Annotated in this window: 15 protein-coding genes; 9 read left to right on the top strand and 6 right to left on the bottom strand. The window is 64.9% G+C overall.

The window, feature by feature from the left end; all coding sequences use genetic code 11:
- Positions 1–23: 23 nt before the first annotated feature.
- Complete coding sequence (locus IGS55_RS23050; RefSeq protein WP_230517872.1) at positions 24–857, bottom strand: class I SAM-dependent methyltransferase; 834 nt, start codon at positions 855–857, stop codon at positions 24–26.
- A gap of 203 nt (positions 858–1060) precedes the next feature.
- On the opposite strand from IGS55_RS23050, the gene IGS55_RS23045 reads away from it, so the two are divergent.
- Positions 1061–3484 (top strand): DNA internalization-related competence protein ComEC/Rec2, encoded by a 2424-nt coding sequence (locus IGS55_RS23045; protein ID WP_230517873.1) that lies wholly within the window; start codon positions 1061–1063, stop codon positions 3482–3484.
- A gap of 81 nt (positions 3485–3565) precedes the next feature.
- The gene (locus IGS55_RS23040; RefSeq protein ID WP_230517874.1) at positions 3566–4075 is read left to right on the top strand and encodes a hypothetical protein; all 510 of its coding nucleotides are present in this window, start codon (positions 3566–3568) and stop codon (positions 4073–4075) included.
- A 21-nt stretch (positions 4076–4096) separates the two neighbouring features.
- Here the strand turns inward: IGS55_RS23040 and IGS55_RS23035 are convergent, their stop codons facing one another.
- Entirely contained in the window at positions 4097–5020 is a 924-nt protein-coding gene (locus IGS55_RS23035) for a LysR family transcriptional regulator (protein WP_230517876.1), read from the bottom strand.
- A 149-nt stretch (positions 5021–5169) separates the two neighbouring features.
- Between IGS55_RS23035 and IGS55_RS23030 the strand changes: the two genes are divergently transcribed.
- From IGS55_RS23030 to IGS55_RS23010, 5 genes are all read left to right on the top strand, one after another.
- Positions 5170–5931 (top strand): sulfite exporter TauE/SafE family protein, encoded by a 762-nt coding sequence (locus IGS55_RS23030; protein WP_230517878.1) that lies wholly within the window; start codon positions 5170–5172, stop codon positions 5929–5931.
- A gap of 21 nt (positions 5932–5952) precedes the next feature.
- A complete protein-coding gene (locus IGS55_RS23025) occupies positions 5953–6648 on the top strand; it encodes an HAD family hydrolase (RefSeq protein ID WP_230517879.1) in 696 nt (231 codons plus the stop codon).
- A 58-nt stretch (positions 6649–6706) separates the two neighbouring features.
- Positions 6707–7507 (top strand): alpha/beta fold hydrolase, encoded by an 801-nt coding sequence (locus IGS55_RS23020; protein WP_230517880.1) that lies wholly within the window; start codon positions 6707–6709, stop codon positions 7505–7507.
- Between the two features lie 133 nt (positions 7508–7640).
- Positions 7641–8210, top strand: coding sequence for a dCTP deaminase (gene dcd, locus IGS55_RS23015; protein ID WP_034755486.1), 570 nt, complete (start codon positions 7641–7643; stop codon positions 8208–8210).
- Between the two features lie 137 nt (positions 8211–8347).
- Positions 8348–8677: a FlxA-like family protein gene (locus IGS55_RS23010; protein ID WP_230517881.1), complete on the top strand. Its 330-nt coding sequence runs from the start codon at positions 8348–8350 to the stop codon at positions 8675–8677.
- Positions 8678–8716: 39 nt separating this feature from the next.
- On the opposite strand, the gene IGS55_RS23005 is transcribed toward IGS55_RS23010, so the two are convergent.
- Together IGS55_RS23005 and IGS55_RS23000 are read right to left on the bottom strand one after the other, a co-directional pair.
- Complete coding sequence (locus IGS55_RS23005; protein ID WP_230517882.1) at positions 8717–10186, bottom strand: sensor histidine kinase; 1470 nt, start codon at positions 10184–10186, stop codon at positions 8717–8719.
- A 2-nt stretch (positions 10187–10188) separates the two neighbouring features.
- A complete protein-coding gene (locus IGS55_RS23000) occupies positions 10189–10878 on the bottom strand; it encodes a response regulator transcription factor (protein WP_230517883.1) in 690 nt (229 codons plus the stop codon).
- Positions 10879–11071: 193 nt separating this feature from the next.
- On the opposite strand from IGS55_RS23000, the gene IGS55_RS22995 reads away from it, so the two are divergent.
- Together IGS55_RS22995 and IGS55_RS22990 are read left to right on the top strand one after the other, a co-directional pair.
- Complete coding sequence (locus IGS55_RS22995; protein WP_230517885.1) at positions 11072–11500, top strand: Spy/CpxP family protein refolding chaperone; 429 nt, start codon at positions 11072–11074, stop codon at positions 11498–11500.
- A gap of 131 nt (positions 11501–11631) precedes the next feature.
- Positions 11632–12474 carry a dioxygenase family protein gene (locus IGS55_RS22990; RefSeq protein ID WP_230517887.1) on the top strand — a complete coding sequence of 281 codons (843 nt, stop codon included), beginning with the start codon at positions 11632–11634 and terminating at the stop codon, positions 12472–12474.
- Here the strand turns inward: IGS55_RS22990 and IGS55_RS22985 are convergent.
- The gene (locus IGS55_RS22985; RefSeq protein WP_230517888.1) at positions 12471–13910 is read right to left on the bottom strand and encodes a DUF1501 domain-containing protein; all 1440 of its coding nucleotides are present in this window, start codon (positions 13908–13910) and stop codon (positions 12471–12473) included. The two genes, IGS55_RS22990 and IGS55_RS22985, sit on opposite strands and share 4 nt — an antisense overlap.
- 10 nt (positions 13911–13920) lie before the next feature.
- Positions 13921–15711 carry a DUF1800 domain-containing protein gene (locus tag IGS55_RS22980; protein ID WP_230517889.1) on the bottom strand — a complete coding sequence of 597 codons (1791 nt, stop codon included), beginning with the start codon at positions 15709–15711 and terminating at the stop codon, positions 13921–13923.
- Positions 15712–15722 lie beyond the last annotated feature (11 nt).

Here is a 15722-nt window from a genome sequence, read left to right as displayed (position 1 = left end):
GGCCGGCCCCGGTAGCTGCATGTTCAGGCGGCCCGGGCCCGCACCAGGCGCAATCCCCATCCTGTGGCGATCTTGCCATCGCCGCCTTGCAGCGGCGCCACGGCGTCCAGGAACGCCGTGCGCAGGCGCCGTCTGGCGCCGTCGTCCAGGCGGTCGATATCGTAGGTGTCCAGCAGGGCCGTCCACAGTTCGCCCGGCGTGGGCGTCCATGGTACGTCGATGTCGTCGAATTCGACGTCCTCAAACGCGCCATCGAGCAGCTCGCGCCAGCCCGCTTCGGACCCCGTGCGGCGGTCGCCAAAGCGTAGCAGCGGCAGTTCGGTGCTGGCGATCGGCTTGAACACGCGCATGAAAACGTCGTTGACTTCGCCCAGCAAGAAAGTCCTGCCGACGATGGCCGCGAACCGCCCATCGGAACGCAGCACGCGGCGCATTTCGCGCACGACTTGTTCGATGTCGTCCATCAGCATCAGCGCCATGTGCGACACGAGATAATCGACGCTGGCCGATGGCAGGTCCAGCGCCTGGCCGCGGCCATGCAGCAGCCGCACGGACGGGGGCAGGATGGCGCGCGCGGCGGCCAGTTCACCCTGGCTCATGTCGATGCCGAGCAGTTGCAGCTGCGCCTGTTGCCGCGCTGCCAGCAAACCCAGCAGATGGCCGTCGCCGCAGGCGAGGTCGAGTACGCTCAAGGGCGTGTCCACGGCCGGTACCAGGCTGGTCAACACTTCGTAGGACGAGGCCCAGTTGCCGGCGGGCGAACTGGCTGGCAGATGGGCAAACGCGGCGCTGGTCACACCCACTTGCCTTTGATGAAAGTCCTGCAAATAGGTTTCGGCCGCTGTCAGTGGGGTCATGCAAGGTCCGTAAAGTCGTGGCGCCTGGGCGCCGGATGGCCATCTTAGCATGGAGAAAGTTTTTCCAGCGGTGGTGCCGGATGGCGTGCTGAACTTCTATCCTTGGCATCATTGCGCCAGATCAGACGGCAAACAGTCGAAAGCGATCACAGTAGCTGAGCCCTTTTCGCAACGAGCTGATTCTGCCTTGATTCTGCCTCCCCATGCGCACCCTGATACTCGGCTTTGCCACTGGCGCCGCCTGGTTGCAGACGCAGGCAAGCTTGCCATCGCAAGCGGGCACGCTACTGTGGATGATCGCTGGCGTAGGGTTCACGGCTAGTCTGGCGCTGCGCCGCCACGCGCACTGGCGTTGCGTTGTTGCGCTTGCCGCTGGCGTGGGCCTCGGTTTTTACTGGGCCGCCTGGATGGCCCAGCTTGTTATGGCGCCGCAACTGGCGCTGGCCGATGAGGGGCAGGACATCGTCGTTACGGGCACCATCGCCAGCTTGCCCTACCGCTTCGAGCAGGGCGTGCGCTTCAACTTTGCCGTGGAAAAGGCGGTTGGGGCGAAGGTGCCGCCCTTGATCGCCCTGTCCTGGTACGCGGGTTTTCGCGATGCAGTGACGAACGCCGTGGGCGACGTGCGGCCGGGCGAGCGCTGGCGCCTCACGGTGCGGCTGCAGCGCCCGCACGGCAATGCGAACCCAATGGGTTTCGACTACGAGGCGTGGCTGCTGGAGCAGGGCGTGCGCGCCACCGGTTATGTACGGCCGCAGCCGCGCGCCGACACGCCGAACGTGCGCCTGGCTGCCTTCGTGCCCGGCTTCGGCAATGTGGTGGAGGCCAGCCGCGCGGCCCTGCGCGCGCGCATCGCCCGCAGCCTGGAAGGCAAGCAGTATGCGGGCGTGATCGTGGCGCTGGTGGTGGGCGACCAGCGCGCCATTCCCCAGTCCGACTGGCAAGTGTTCAACCGCACGGGCGTCAGCCATCTGATTTCGATTTCCGGCTTGCACATCACCATGATCGCGGGACTGTTCGCGCTGGGCGCGGGTGCGCTGTGGCGCCGTTCATTCTTTACCGACTGGCAACTGCCCTTGCGGCTGCCGGCACAAAAAGTGGCGGCGCTGGCCGGCGCGTTGGCCGCGTTCCTGTACGTGTTGCTGGCTGGCTTCGGCGTGCCCGCGCAGCGCACCTTGTATATGTTGCTGGTGGTGGCGCTGGCCCTGTGGCTGGGGCGTGTCACCAGCATCGTTCACGTGCTGTGCCTGGCGCTGGGCGCCGTCGTGCTGCTCGACCCGTGGGCCGTGCTGTGGCCCGGCTTCTGGCTGTCGTTCGGCGCCGTCGCCACCATGCTGTACGCGACGGCGGGCCGCACCACGGCGCCGCTGCCGCCGCAGGCGGGACGCTGGCGCCGCCTGCGCGCGGCCGTGGCGCTGGGCGCGCACACGCAGTATGTGGTGACGGTGGGACTGGTGCCGCTGACGATGCTGCTGTTCTCGCAAGTGTCGCTGGTTTCTCCCGTGGCCAATGCGCTGGCCATTCCCGTCATCAGCCTGGTCGTCACCCCTTTGTCGCTGGCGGGCAGCCTGCTGCCTGCGCCTTTGTCCGATGGACTGTTGCTGTTGGCGCACGCCATCGTGCAGATGCTGGCACAGGTCCTCGAATGGCTGGGCGCGCGCCGCTTTGCCGTGTGGACGGCGCCCGCGCCACCAATGTGGAGTTTTTGCTGGGCCTTGTTTGGCACGGCATGGCTGCTGGCGCCACGCGGATGGCCGCACCGCTGGGCGGGCATGCTGAGCTGGCTGCCGCTGCTGACGGCCTTGCCGTCCAGTCCGCCGCCGGGGCAGTTGTGGGTGACGGCCTTTGACGTGGGACAAGGCATGGCCGTGCTGGTGGAAACGCAGGGCCACCGGCTGCTGTACGACACGGGCCCCGCCTACAGCCTCGATGCCGATGGCGCCAGCAGGGTCATCGTCCCGTATCTGCGCGCACGCGGCATTGCCAAGCTCGACGGTGTGATCATTTCCCACAGCGACCTCGATCACGCGGGCGGCGCCATGTCCCTGCTGGAGAACGTGCAGGTGGGCTGGCTGGCCTCGTCGCTGTTCGATGGCCATCCGGCCGTCGAGTTCCAGCGGGAATCGCGTCGTCCCTATCTGCACTGCACGGCGGGCCAGAGCTGGACGTGGGAAGGCGTGCACTTCGCCATGCTGCATCCATTGCCGGCGAGCCACATGGACATTGCCCTGAAGCCGAACGCCCGCAGCTGCACCGTGAAAATCACGGCTGGCAAGCATTCGATCTTGTTGGCCGGCGATATCGAAGCGCCGCAGGAGGCGCAATTGCTGGCCCGTTCTGCGGAGGGCGAACTGGCGGCCGACGTGTTGCTGGCGCCGCATCACGGCAGCGGCACGTCATCCACGCAGGCTTTCCTGAATGCCGTCCATCCGGCCCTGGCGATTTTCCAGGTGGGACACAGGAATCGCTACAAACATCCGAAGGCGCAAGTGTATGCGCGCTATGGCGACATGGGCATTGCGCGGCTGCGCACGGATGTGACGGGGGCGGTGGTGCTGGAGTTTGGGGATCATATTGAGATAACGCAGTATCGGGCCAGCCGGCCGCGCTACTGGCAGGGGCGCTAGCGGACGCCGCTGCATCAATGGTATAAATCCGTTATGGCTTGGCAGCCCCGGTGCGGCCTGGAATATTCTGAAAGGGTGGAGATGGGCTGGTTCAGTTGGAAGAAAAGGGCGTCCGTGCCGGAGATCAGCTTCGAGGAGCGGATACGTATGCAAAGTAAGCAGGCAAGGTCCCGTCAGTTTGATTTGCAGGGAGGGCAAGCTGACGCCGTTCGCCTGCGGCACCCGTATTTGTTTCATGTGACGGACCTGCCAACTGCCGAGGCAATCGTGCAGCACTGCCTGCTGCAAGGCGTTTATGACTATGTGACGCTGTCGCAGGAGTTGCGAGGCGCGGCGCAACAGGCGGAAAGAAAAGGCAGTGCGCTGATTTTTCGCTTTCAGGGATCCGCCGTTGTCGGGCCGGTGCCGCCAGCGAAAGCGAAGGAGGTGGCTTACCACCATGTGGGTTCCGACGGCTATGTAGAAACCTTTATCGCGCATGGAACGGAAGCGCCGCTGGAGCTCATCGCGATATCGTTTCGCGGCGAGGCGCCTATCTATGATGTGGCGTGGGTTCTGGATACGCCTGTTTCCGTTCGCATCAAGCCATAGCGGCCATTCATCGGCGCAGTGTCAGCTGTGCCGCTCGTCCGGTATCTCCAGCCCCCGCTGCCGCACATATTCGAGAAACAGCCGCGCGCCCTTGGCCATGCGCGAGGTGCCGTAGACCGCATGGATGCTGGGATCGAGCTCCTTCGATGACGTCAGGCGGTACGCCGTGCAGACCCGGCGCAGGGTGCCGGCGGCCACGGCGGGTTCCGCCAGCCAGCTGGCCAGGCGCACGATGCCTGCGCCTTCCAGGGCCGCTTGAAAAGTGGCGATGCCGGAGGTGAAGCGGAAACGCGGCTGCACCTGGTAGCGCACGTTGCGTTCGCCGGAGACGAAATGCCAGTCGCGCAGGATGCGGGGGGCCGAGTGCATGATGATGTCGTGGCCGGCCAGCTCTTCCGGTTCCTCGGGCGCGCCCATGCGGGCGATATAGTCGGGCGAGGCGTACATGTAGCGGCGGTAGTTCCACAGGGGGTAGCCGATCAGCTCGCTCGACTGGGGGAAGGCGCCGCGGATGGCGAAATCGAGCTTTTCCTGGATGGGGTCGATCGATTTGTCCGAGAAATGGATGTCCACCGACACGTTCGGGTAGTCGCGCGAAAATTGCGCCACCACTTTCGGCAAGAAGCCCAGCGACAAAATTTCCGGCGCGGAGAGGCGCACCCAGCCTTGCGGCGAGTTGCTCAGCTCGGCCAGTTGGTCTTCCGCTTCGGCCTGTGTTTCCAGCAAGTGCTTGGCCGACGCGTAATACGTTTCGCCGGCCGTCGTCAGGGTGAACTGCTTTTGCGTGCGCAGGATCAGCTCGGCGCCGATGGCGTCTTCGAGGAACTGGATGGCGCGCGTGACGGCCGATGGCGAGCGCCCCAGCATGCGCGCCGCGTGGATGAAGCTGCGCTTTTCGACCACGGTGCAGAAGGCGCGGATCTCCCACATCAGTTTCATCGACATCGTGACTCCCGGCAAAAGAAGCCAGTAGACCGCATGGGGCGCATTCCGTCAAGCGTTACGCCTGATTGCGTTTTCCGCAATTTGAAGTTGCATCGGAAAAAATCCACGCCGCCTATACTGCCGCTGTCGATCATTCCATATTGCCTATCATGCTGACCATCTCGCTGCTGTGTTTATTTGCCTTCTTTGCCGGCCTCATCGACGCCGCCGTGGGCGGGGGCGGGCTGATACAGCTGCCGGCCCTGTTCAACCTGATGCCGAACATGGCCTCGACGTCCTTGCTGGGCACGAATAAACTGGCGTCCGCCTGCGGCACCACGTTTGCCGCCCGCTCGTTTGTCGGCAAGGTACATATCCCGTGGCTGCTGGTGCTGCCGGCCGTGGCCAGCGCCTTTGTCATGTCCTTCATCGGCGCGGCCGCCGTGTCCTACGTGCCGCAACAGGTGGTGCGCCCCATGGTGCTGGTGTTGATCATCATCATGGCCATCTACACCTTCATCAAGAAGGATTTCGGTACGACCCGCGAAGCGCGTCCCATCGGTCCGCGCGAACGCGTCCTCGCCATCGTCATCGGCGGCGCCATCGGTTTTTATGACGGCCTGTTCGGGCCGGGCACGGGCAGCTTTTTGATTTTCCTGTTCATCCGCGTCTTCGGTTTCGATTTCATCCTTGCCTCGGCCTGCTCGAAGCTGGTGAATATCGCCACCAACGTGGCCGCGCTGGCCTTCTTCATTCCCGCCGGCCACGTGGTGTATGCCGTGGCCGCACCGATGGCCGTATGCAATATCCTGGGCGCGCTGACGGGCACCTGGATCGCCGTGCGCCGTGGCGCCGCCTTCGTGCGCATCCTCTTCCTCGTGTTGCTGGCGCTGCTGATCGTCAAGTTGTCCTACGACATCTTCTTCAAGTAAGTTTTGGAACGACAACAAGCCATGAAAACCATCCAGGGCGTGCTGTGGGACAACGATGGCGTGCTGGTCGATACCGAACAGTTGTTTTACGAAAGCAACCGCGACTTGCTCTTGCCCTACGGCATAGACTTGACGCCGAAGCAATTCTTTGACTGGTTCCTGGACAATAACTACGGCGCCTGGCATCTGCTGCTGGGGCAGGGGCACAGCATTGAGCTGGTCGAACGCCTGCGGGCCGAGCGCACGGTGCTGTTTGCCGAACGCCTGCGCCAGGCGCGCCGGCTGGCCATGCCCGGCATCGGGCAAGTACTGGCGGCGCTGCGTCCGCACGTGGCCATGGGCGTGGTCACCAGTGCCTACGAACAGCATTTCCGGATCAGCCATGCGGCCACGGGCTTGTTGCAGCACTTCGACTTCGTGCTGACGCGTGAAATGTATGGCGAAAGCAAGCCGGCGCCCGACGGCTACCAGCTGGGCTTGCAGCGCCTGGGGCTGGCCGCCGCCGACTGCGTGGCCGTGGAAGACTCGCCGCGCGGCTTGCGCGCCGCCAATGCAGCGGGGCTCGAGTGCATCATCGTGCGCAATCACCTGAACCGCGAGCATGCATTTGATGGGGCTTTTTGCGTGGTGGATTCAAATGCCGAGCTGGGCGAAGTGCTGGCCTCGTTCGTGCCCGGCATGGCGCCAGTGCGCGCGCAATTAGAGGCCTTCCTCTGATCCGTCTTGCCGGCATGCCATTACAATTGCCTATCGCATTCACCGGCACCGTCCCACGATGACCCTCCCGCAACTGCACTTTGCCCACGCCAACAGCTATCCTGCCGGCACCTACCGCAAGCTGTTCGGCTTGCTGGGCCGGCATTACACCGTGCAGGCGCTCGACATGCATGCGCACGACCCCGCGTATCCCGTCAGCACGGGCTGGCCCGAGCTGGTGCGCGAGTATATCGACGAGCTCGAGCGCCGCTACAGCGCGCCCGTGATCCTCGTCGGCCATTCGCTCGGTGGCATGCTCAGCGTAATGGTGGCCAAGCAGCGGCCCGACCTCGTGCGCTGCGTGGTCTTGCTCGATTCGCCCGTGGTGGCGGGCTGGCGCGCCTTGCTGGTGCGGCTGGCGCGCAACACGGCGCTGGGCGAGCGCTTCTCTCCATCGCGTTTTTCCGCCAGGCGGCGCAAGCTGTGGCCCGATGCGCAAGCCGCGTATGAACATTTCGCGGCCAAGGACATGTTCGCCATCTGGGCGCCGCAGGTGTTGCGCGACTACATCGACAGCGGCCTGGTGCCTCATCCGGAAGGGGTGCAGCTGCGCTTTACGCGTGAAGTGGAAACGGACGTTTACCGCAGCTTGCCGCACCATATCGGCGGCCTCGTCAAGGACGGCTTTCCAGTCCCCATCGGCTTTATCGGCGGCACGGAATCGGTGGAATGCCGCCAGGCGGGCTTGAAGGCCACGCGCAAGCTGGTCGGCAAGTTTTTCCGCCAGGTGCCGGGCGGCCATCTGTTTCCGATGGAAAACCCCGAGCTGACGGCGCAAGTGGTGCGCGAGATGATCACGGCATTGCTGGCGAAACAATAGAATATCGCCGAGGATTTTCAGGCGATGGGGGCCAACAGCGGCGGATTTTCGCGTAAAATCCTGCCATCCGGGCCGCGCCTGCACCAGGCGCGCGGTCCCAGCCATTCCGATATTCTAGAAAGATACTGCTGCGATGACGATTAAAAGCGATAAATGGATACGCCGCATGGCGGAAACAACGGGCATGATCGAGCCGTTCGAACCGGGCCAGGTCAAGGAACGCGATGGCAACCGCATCGTGTCCTACGGCACGTCCAGCTATGGCTATGACATCCGCTGCGCCGACGAGTTCAAGTTGTTTACCAACATCAACACGACCATCGTCGATCCCAAGGATTTTGACGCGAACAATTTCGTCGACGTGTCGGGCAAGGGCTATTGCATCATCCCGCCGAACTCGTTCGCGCTGGCCCGCACGGTCGAATACTTCCGCATTCCCCGCAACGTGCTGACGATTTGCCTGGGCAAGAGCACCTATGCGCGCTGCGGCATCATCGTCAACGTGACCCCGTTCGAACCGGAATGGGAAGGCTATGTGACCCTGGAGTTTTCCAACACGACCCCGCTGCCGGCGAAAATCTACGCCAACGAAGGCGTGGCGCAAGTGCTGTTCTTCGAGTCCGATGAAGTGTGCGAAACGTCGTACAAGGACCGCGGCGGCAAGTACCAGGGCCAAGTCGGCGTGACATTGCCGAAGACCTGATGGCGGTGCAGGGCGGGGCGCCAGCGGTCCCGTCCTTGGCTGTCCCCACTTGTCTTTACCTGCCTTTACATCCACCGCCCTGCATCCGCGCTCCATCCCTGCCGTTAACCTTGGTATTGAAACACTGAGGAGACAGTATGGTAGCGGCAATCGGTTCAGGCGGCGCAGTCGGCGCGGCCGGTAGCGCCAGTACGGGCGGCGGTTCGCAGATCGCGGCGCTGCAAAAGCAGATCACGGCGGCGCAAAAGCAGTTGACGGAGTCGCAGAAGGGCGAGCAGACGGAGGCGTCGCAAAAGCTGCAGCAGCAGCTGGCGCAGCAAATCCAGGCCTTGCAGGCGCAGATTGCCCAATTGCAAGCAACAGCCGCGCAACAAGACTCTCAGACGGCCAGCAGCGCCGAGACGGCGGCCAGCCCGGCCAGGTCAAGCGCGTCGGCCCTGGGCGGCATCATCGATACGCAGGCGTAACAACACATCCACAAATAAGACGCCAGGCTCGCCGATAGCTCAGCCTGGCGTTTTGACGGGCAGCAGCATTTCCACGCACAGTCCGCCACCGCTGCGCAAGCTGGCTCCGATGCGGCCGCCATGGGCGCTGATGACGTGCTGGGCGATGGCCAGGCCCAGGCCGTGGCCATCCGTGCTGTGCTGGGTATTGCTGGAGCGGAAGAACGGTTCAAAGATGCGGGCCAGGTCGGCGCTGGCCACGCCGGGACCCCGGTCCAGCACGGCGATGCGCAGCCAGCCGGTCTGGCGCGACAGCTCCACGTTCACCGTGCCGCCATCGGGGCTGTGCTTGATGGCATTGCGCACGACGTTTTCCACGGCGCGCGCCAGCAGTTCGGGCTGGCCCGTGACGCAGGCGTCGGCAGTAGCCGCGTCGCCGGCCAGCGCGATGTCCAGCTGGCGCGCCCTGGCTTCATAGCGGGCGTCGTCCACGATGTCGTGCACGAGGTCGGCGATGCCGACGTCTTCGCTGTGCGTGTTCCCGGCCCCCGCCTCCAGCCGCGATAGGGTCAGCAGTTCACCGATCAGTTTATCCATGCGTTCGCTTTCGCGTTCGATGCGCTGCATCGATGTGGCCATCTTTTCCGGCTGCTGGTGCGCCAGGCCGATGGCGGCCTGCAGGCGCGCCAGCGGCGAGCGCAGCTCGTGCGAGACGTCATGCAGCAAGCGCGTCTGGCTATCCATGAGGTTGCGCAGGCGGCCCGTCATGCGGTCGAAATCGCGGCCCAGGTCCGTCAATTCATCGCCGCGCTTGCCGCTGGCGTGAAAGCGCGGCGCCAGGTTGCCGTGCGAGGCGGCCTCGAATGCCTGCCGCAGGTCGCGGATGGGGCGCGCAAAATACCAGGCCAGCAGAAAGGCGAACAGCAGGCTGGCGGCGATGGCGGCGCCCAGGGGAATGAAGTTGCGGTAGGGCGTGTCCATGCGCGGCGGGCCGCGGCCGAATTCGCCGCGCGGCGGCGGGGCGCCCGCTTCGTGCGGCCGTGGTCCGGGTCCCATGGCGCGTGGGCCGCTCATGGCGACGGCGATGAGGGTGTCGCGCGCGGCACCCGCCTCGGCATTGCGGAAACGTTCGGACGAGGGCAGGAACAGCAGGTAGCGCTTGCCGTCGCTGCCGGCCGCGTCCCGCACGACGGGATGGGCCTGACTTTGCTCCAGCATGGCGCGCGCCTTGGCCAGCATGGCGGGATGCACGGCGCGGCCCATCAATTCTTGGCCTTTGGCATCGACGGCGAACACGCGCATGCGCTCTAGCTTGCCCAGGAATTGCCGCAAGGCCTGTGCGCCGCCCGCTTCCAGGGTGGCGCTGGCGGCCTCGATGATCATTTGCGCGGGCGGACTGGTGTCGATGTCGAGGGCCCGTTCCTGCTGCGCGGCCCGGTTTTTCAGCCAGAAGGTGCCGCCGATGCCGATGGTGGCCGTCACTTGCGCCAGCATGATGCACAGAAAAAACTTCCAGAACAGACGGCCCACGCTTATTCCTTGATCAACTGGTAGCCGAGGCGGTATACCGTTTGCAGGCAGGAGCGGCCGTCGGCCAGGCTGCCGAGCTTGCGGCGCAGGCTGCTCAAGTGCACGTCGATATTGCGGTCGAAGCGGGCCATGGGCCGTCCCAGGCCCAGTTCCGACAATTGATTCTTGCTCACGGGCTTGCCCGCGTGGCGCACCAGCACTTCCAGCAAGTTGAATTCCGTGCTCGTCAGCTCCAGATGCGCGCCGGCCCAGGAAACGCGGCGCTGTTCGGGCCACATCGTCAGTTGCCCCACGGTCAGCGGCGCCGGGCCCGACGCATCGTGCGGGGCCGCTTGCGCGCGGCGCAGGATGGCGCGGATGCGGGCCGTCAGCTCGCGCGGCGTGCATGGTTTTGTCACGTAATCGTCGGCGCCCAGCTCCAGGCCCACGATGCGGTCCGTGTCGTCGCCGCGCGCCGTCAGCATCAAGATGGGCAGGTTGCTGCCGGCGCGGATGCGGCGCAGGGTTTCCAGGCCATTCATGCGCGGCATCATGACGTCGAGGATGGCGATCGCGTACAGGCCCGTCAACGCTTCGGCCGCGCCGCTTTCGCCGTCATGCACGGCGCGGGCGTCGAAACCCTCCTGCGTCAGGTATTCCTGGAACATGCCGACCAGTTCCACGTCGTCATCGATTAACAAAACCTTGCTCATGCCTGTGCTTTTTTCGGGTGAATATCGTCCGATGATAGCAGTCAACAGGCGCTGTTCAGCGCGGTTTTACCCGCTTTTACACACGTTCGCTTACATTTCCGGCCCTTCCTTTACGCGCTTTTACGCGGCCCTGACGTTGCTTTACACGCCAGACGCGGACAATCAGGGCTGACCGCCACGAAAGGAAATCCCGATGAAATACTTGAGCATCATTCTATCCCTGTTGCTGCTGTCCGCCTGCAGCATGCCCTTGCTGGCCCTGGCCCAGCCAGGGCCGCCGCCCGGCTTGCCGCCGTTTTTGCACGGCATCGAGCTGAACGAAGCGCAGCAGGACAAGGTTTTCGCCGCCACCTACGCCCAGGCGCCCGAGTTGCGGGAACAGGAAAAGATCGCCTTCAAGGCCCATGCGCAGCTGCGCGAGCTGGCCGCGTCCAGCGCCTACGACGATGCGAAAGCCGGCGCGCTGGCGAACACGGCGGCGCAAGCCATGGCGAAGATCAGCTTGCTGCAGGCGCGCCTCGAGCAGCAATTGCTGGCCGTGCTGACGTCGGAACAGCGCCAGCAGGCGCAGCAGCTGCACGACGGCCGCCAAGGCCCGCGCCACCTCCAGCGCCCCGAGTAAGCGGCCGGCGCGAGCACAGGGAGAGTCAGCATGCGCATCCAGGCGCTCTCGCGACGGGCCACGCAGGTTTTGTACCTGTGTGCCAGCCTCAGCCCCGCCTTGGCGGGTTTGCCCCACTTGATGGAATATATATGGAATTACATGATCACGGTTTGGCATCCGACCTTGAAATGATGCGCCGACAGGCCGCTGAACGGCGGCAAGTGCTGCGCTGGCTGCTGGCCGGCGCCGCCACCTTGCCTTTGATCAGTTGCGGCGGCGCTTCGGACGCCAGCGGTACGGCGGCAGGCAGCGGTGCCGGCACCGTCGCAATACCGACCACGGGCGCCTGCACGGTGATACCGGAGGAAACGGGCGGGCCGTACCCGGCCGATGGCACGAACACGAATGGCGGCAGCATCATCAACGTGCTGAAGCAGGCGGGCGTCGTGCGCAGCGATATCCGCGCCAGTTTCAATGGCGCTGCGGGTGTGGCGGCGGGCGTGCCGCTCACCATTCAGTTGCAGTTGCTCAACGCCAGCGGCAGCTGCGCCAGTCTGGCCGGCTACGCCGTGTATGTATGGCATTGCGACCGCGATGGCCTGTATTCGCTGTATTCGAGCGGCGTGACGGCGCAAAATTACCTGCGCGGCGTGCAGGAAACGGACAGCGCCGGCAATCTCAGCTTTACGACCATCTTTCCCGGCTGTTACGCGGGACGCATGCCGCACGTGCATGTCGAGGTCTATCCCAGCCTGGCCAAGGCGGCCTCCGCCTCGAACCGCATCAAGACCTCGCAATTCACGTTTCCGCTGGCAACGCTGAACGCGGTCTACGCGGCCAGCGGTTACACGGCCAGCGTGCGCAACCTGGCGCAGATCAGCTATGCGACCGACAATGTTTTCAGCGACGGCACCAGCCTGCAGATGACCACGGTGACGGGCAATGGCACGGAGGGCTATGTCGCCACCCTGGTGATCGCCGTGAACGGTTAAGTCGCCGTCATGAAACCCAGGTCGCGCCGGCTGAAGTTGCCGACGTTCGGGAACACCTCTGCCAGCTGGCTGTCGGCCACGCCGAACCACTTGGCCAGGGTGGCGCCGTACTGGTCGACGGACGTGGTCGGCAGCAGGGCGCCGGAACCGACGTCCAGCGCATGGCCGACGCCCGTGACGGGGAAGGCGCCATAGATGTCGCGGCCCTTCACGGCGCCGCCCACGACAAAGTGGTGGGCGCCCCAGCCGTGATCCGTGCCATCGCCGTTGCTGCTGAAGGTGCGGCCGAAGTCCGACGCTGTAAACGTCGTCACCTGGCGCCGCAGATCCACGCCCTGCAGGGCCGCCAGGGCCGTGTCGAAGTACGCGAGCGCATGGGCCAGGCGGGCCATCAGGTCGCCATGCAGCACTTTTTGCCGGTCATGCGTGTCGAAGCTGCCCAAGGTCACATAAAACACTTGGCGTTTCGCCCCCAGGGCGCCGCGTCCGCCGATGATGCGCGCCACCGTCTGTAATTGCACGGCCAGCGGATTGACGCCGGACGCGCCCGTGTTCGGATTGATGTAGGGCGGCGGATTGGGCACGCCGCCCGCGCCGGCGGCCAGCATGGCGCCGCTGAGGAGGCTTTGGCTGGAAATGGCGCGCTGCACGACGGCCACGTGTTCCTGTTCGATCAGGTCGCTGCCGGCATCGTTGATGATGGCTTGCAGCGCGCCCGCGCCGCCCGTGCTGCCATACAGGCTGCCGCTCAGGCCGCGGATGGGCACGGCACCTGCCTGGCCCACCTGGAACTGGCGCGCCTGGCGCCCGCTGAGGAAGACGGTGTTGCCCGCGGCGGAAATGGCCGTGAACATGGCATTCGTATTCAGCGTGCCGGCCACGTCGGCCACCCGGCCGCCCCAGCCCGTGCTGGCACCTTCCGGCGAACCCGATTGCCACGTCGATTGCTGGTCGTTGTGCGAGAACAGCTTGGGCGGCAAGGCCACGCTGCCCGCCTTGTACTGCGCCAGGGTGGCCGGCTGGATCAGGGTACCCACATTGGCCACGATGGCGGCGCGGCCATTGTCGAACAGGTCTTTCAGGGGCGTCAGCTGGGGATGCAGGGCGAAGGTGCGGCCCGTTTGCGCGGTGGCGGGCACGATGGGCAAGACGCCGCCCGTCTCGCTCAGGCCGGGCAGATGGATGGAACCGGCGCCGCCCGTGTTGCGCAGGCGCGTGTATTCAGCCCATGACGCGGGATCGGTGGCCAGCACCGTGTTGAAGGCGTCGTTGCCGCCTGCCATGAACAGGCAGACCATGGCCTTGTAATCGCCGGCCGATTGCGCGGCGGCGTTACCCATGGCGGCCAGGTTCATGGCAAAGGGAGCGGCCGTGGTGCCGGCCAGGCTCAGCATGGAACCAAGGAAGCGGCGGCGGGAAAATGGAAAATTTTGCATGTGATCGCTCTTACTTTTGTACCAGGTAGGCCGGCGAGGCCATGGTCAGGAAAATGGCCAGCTTGACGCGATTGGCCTGGGCCGTGGCAACTTGCGTGGCATTGCTGGCCGTGGCCGCAGGGATACTGATGCCATTGACGGCGGCCAGGATTTGCCCGCGCAGCCTGGCGGGCATGCTGCCATGCATCAGGAGCAGGTCGATGCGATCGAGCAGGGCGCCCGCGTCGGCGGCCAGCGCCAGTTCGCGCGTGTAGTCCGGCGCGATATCGCGGTAGTCGCCGCCGCCATTGGCAATGGTGGCCTGCATGTAGTTCAGGTAGCCGGTGACCGATGGTTCCGACGTGATCTGCAATTCCGGCGCCGGCAGGCCCGCGGTGGCCAGGGCCGAGTTGGGCGGCATATAGCCCGGCCTGAAGTAGTTGAAGACGGAAGGCGCGTTCAAGGGACTCTGGCCCAGGCCGGCTAGGGGATCGTCCACATAATAGATGCGGTAGCGACCGCTCGCCGGTTTCGCGTCGAAGGCGCGCATCCAGTGCGCCAGGCGCAGCAGCGGCTCGCGCAACTTGCCGGTGCGCATGGTGCTGCCGGCCGGGGCCAGCGCGTCCGGGTCAAGCAGCACGGCGCGGATGACGGCCTGCATGTCGCCGCGCACGCCACTGCCATTGTTGGCAAACACGGCGGCAACGCGGCCCACGTAGGCGGTGCTGGGATTGCTGCTGACGAGGCGCTGGATCAGCTGGCGGGCAAAGAACGGTCCCGTATTCGGATGGTTGAACAGGGTGTCGAGCGCCAGTTTCAAGTCCGCCTCGCCGCTGGTGGCGCCGGAAATGGCCTGGCCCAGGAAGCGTTTTTCCGATGTGGAGTGGAAGTCCGGGTAGTTCTGCATGGGCAGCCAGTCGCGGTCGGGATCGATCACGCCGCCATTGAAACGCATCCAGTTGCGGTCGGGACCGGCCCAGCCCCATCCCGTCAAGACCTTGGCCAGGCCCGCCACGTCGTCGTGACTGTAAGTGTCGATGGGCTTGCCACCGGACAATTTCAGGCTGCCGTCCGCGTTCAGCTGGTGCAAGCCGATGGTAAATAGCTGCATCACTTCGCGGGCGAAGTTTTCATCGGGCGTGCGCGTGGCCGTTTCCTTCTGGTTGTGCAGGTGCGACAGGTACAGGCCCATCATCGGGTGCAGGGCCACGCCTTCGAGCAGGTCGCGGAAATTGCCAAAGGCGCGCTGGCCCAGCATGTCATAGTAGCTGGCAATGCCGCGCGGCCGCGCCACCAGTTCTTCATTCTGTATGGAAATGACGAAAATTTCCGACAGGGCGAAGGCGATGCGCTGGCGCAACTGGTCTTCGCCGCGGATGCCTTGCTGCCAGAACGATTCGTAGAATTGCGTGTGGCGGGTCTTTTCGCCGCCGGCGGCCTCGGCGGTCAGCATCGTGTCGATGTATTTGCGGTGCAAGGTTTGCGGCTTGGAAAACTGAGTATTGAACCAAGTGTCGCTGTCGCTGGCCGCCAGCGCATCGATGGCAGCCATGTTGGGCCCGAACGTGGCGCGGCCCAGGAAGCGCGACGCTTGCTGTCTGCTGAAGGTGGTGACCGTCTGGCTAGCCGGGGGCGTGGTCAGGGTCGGCGGGCGCGGGATGGCATCGCCCGGCGTGGCGCCGGGGGCGGTTGTCGCAGGCGGGACGACCGAGATGTCAGGATTTTGGGTGGAGCCGGTCTTGCTGTCACCGCCACCGCCGCAGGCGGAAAGCAGGCTGAACAATGTGATGCCCAGCAAACGGCGCAAAGTAGGGTCAGTCATTTAGTTTCTCT

The organism is Janthinobacterium sp. EB271-G4-3-2 (genome assembly GCF_020858035.1).
GTDB lineage: Bacteria > Pseudomonadota > Gammaproteobacteria > Burkholderiales > Burkholderiaceae_D > Janthinobacterium > Janthinobacterium aestuarii.
The sequence above is the reverse complement of the archived record's forward strand: the minus strand, read 5'-3'. Positions and strand labels throughout refer to the sequence as shown.

Bases quoted from the DNA above. Each gene is read 5' to 3' on its own strand.
- IGS55_RS23050 (WP_230517872.1), bottom strand. From the start codon at position 857: ATGACCCCACTGACAGCGGCCGAAACCTATTTGCAGGACTTTCATCAA.
- IGS55_RS23045 (WP_230517873.1), top strand. From the start codon at position 1,061: ATGCGCACCCTGATACTCGGCTTTGCCACTGGCGCCGCCTGGTTGCAG.
- IGS55_RS23040 (WP_230517874.1), top strand. From the start codon at position 3,566: ATGGGCTGGTTCAGTTGGAAGAAAAGGGCGTCCGTGCCGGAGATCAGC.
- IGS55_RS23035 (WP_230517876.1), bottom strand. From the start codon at position 5,020: ATGTCGATGAAACTGATGTGGGAGATCCGCGCCTTCTGCACCGTGGTC.
- IGS55_RS23030 (WP_230517878.1), top strand. From the start codon at position 5,170: ATGCTGACCATCTCGCTGCTGTGTTTATTTGCCTTCTTTGCCGGCCTC.
- IGS55_RS23025 (WP_230517879.1), top strand. From the start codon at position 5,953: ATGAAAACCATCCAGGGCGTGCTGTGGGACAACGATGGCGTGCTGGTC.
- IGS55_RS23020 (WP_230517880.1), top strand. From the start codon at position 6,707: ATGACCCTCCCGCAACTGCACTTTGCCCACGCCAACAGCTATCCTGCC.
- dcd (WP_034755486.1), top strand. From the start codon at position 7,641: ATGACGATTAAAAGCGATAAATGGATACGCCGCATGGCGGAAACAACG.
- IGS55_RS23010 (WP_230517881.1), top strand. From the start codon at position 8,348: ATGGTAGCGGCAATCGGTTCAGGCGGCGCAGTCGGCGCGGCCGGTAGC.
- IGS55_RS23000 (WP_230517883.1), bottom strand. From the start codon at position 10,878: ATGAGCAAGGTTTTGTTAATCGATGACGACGTGGAACTGGTCGGCATG.
- IGS55_RS22995 (WP_230517885.1), top strand. From the start codon at position 11,072: ATGAAATACTTGAGCATCATTCTATCCCTGTTGCTGCTGTCCGCCTGC.
- IGS55_RS22990 (WP_230517887.1), top strand. From the start codon at position 11,632: ATGGAATTACATGATCACGGTTTGGCATCCGACCTTGAAATGATGCGC.
- IGS55_RS22985 (WP_230517888.1), bottom strand. From the start codon at position 13,910: ATGCAAAATTTTCCATTTTCCCGCCGCCGCTTCCTTGGTTCCATGCTG.
- IGS55_RS22980 (WP_230517889.1), bottom strand. From the start codon at position 15,711: ATGACTGACCCTACTTTGCGCCGTTTGCTGGGCATCACATTGTTCAGC.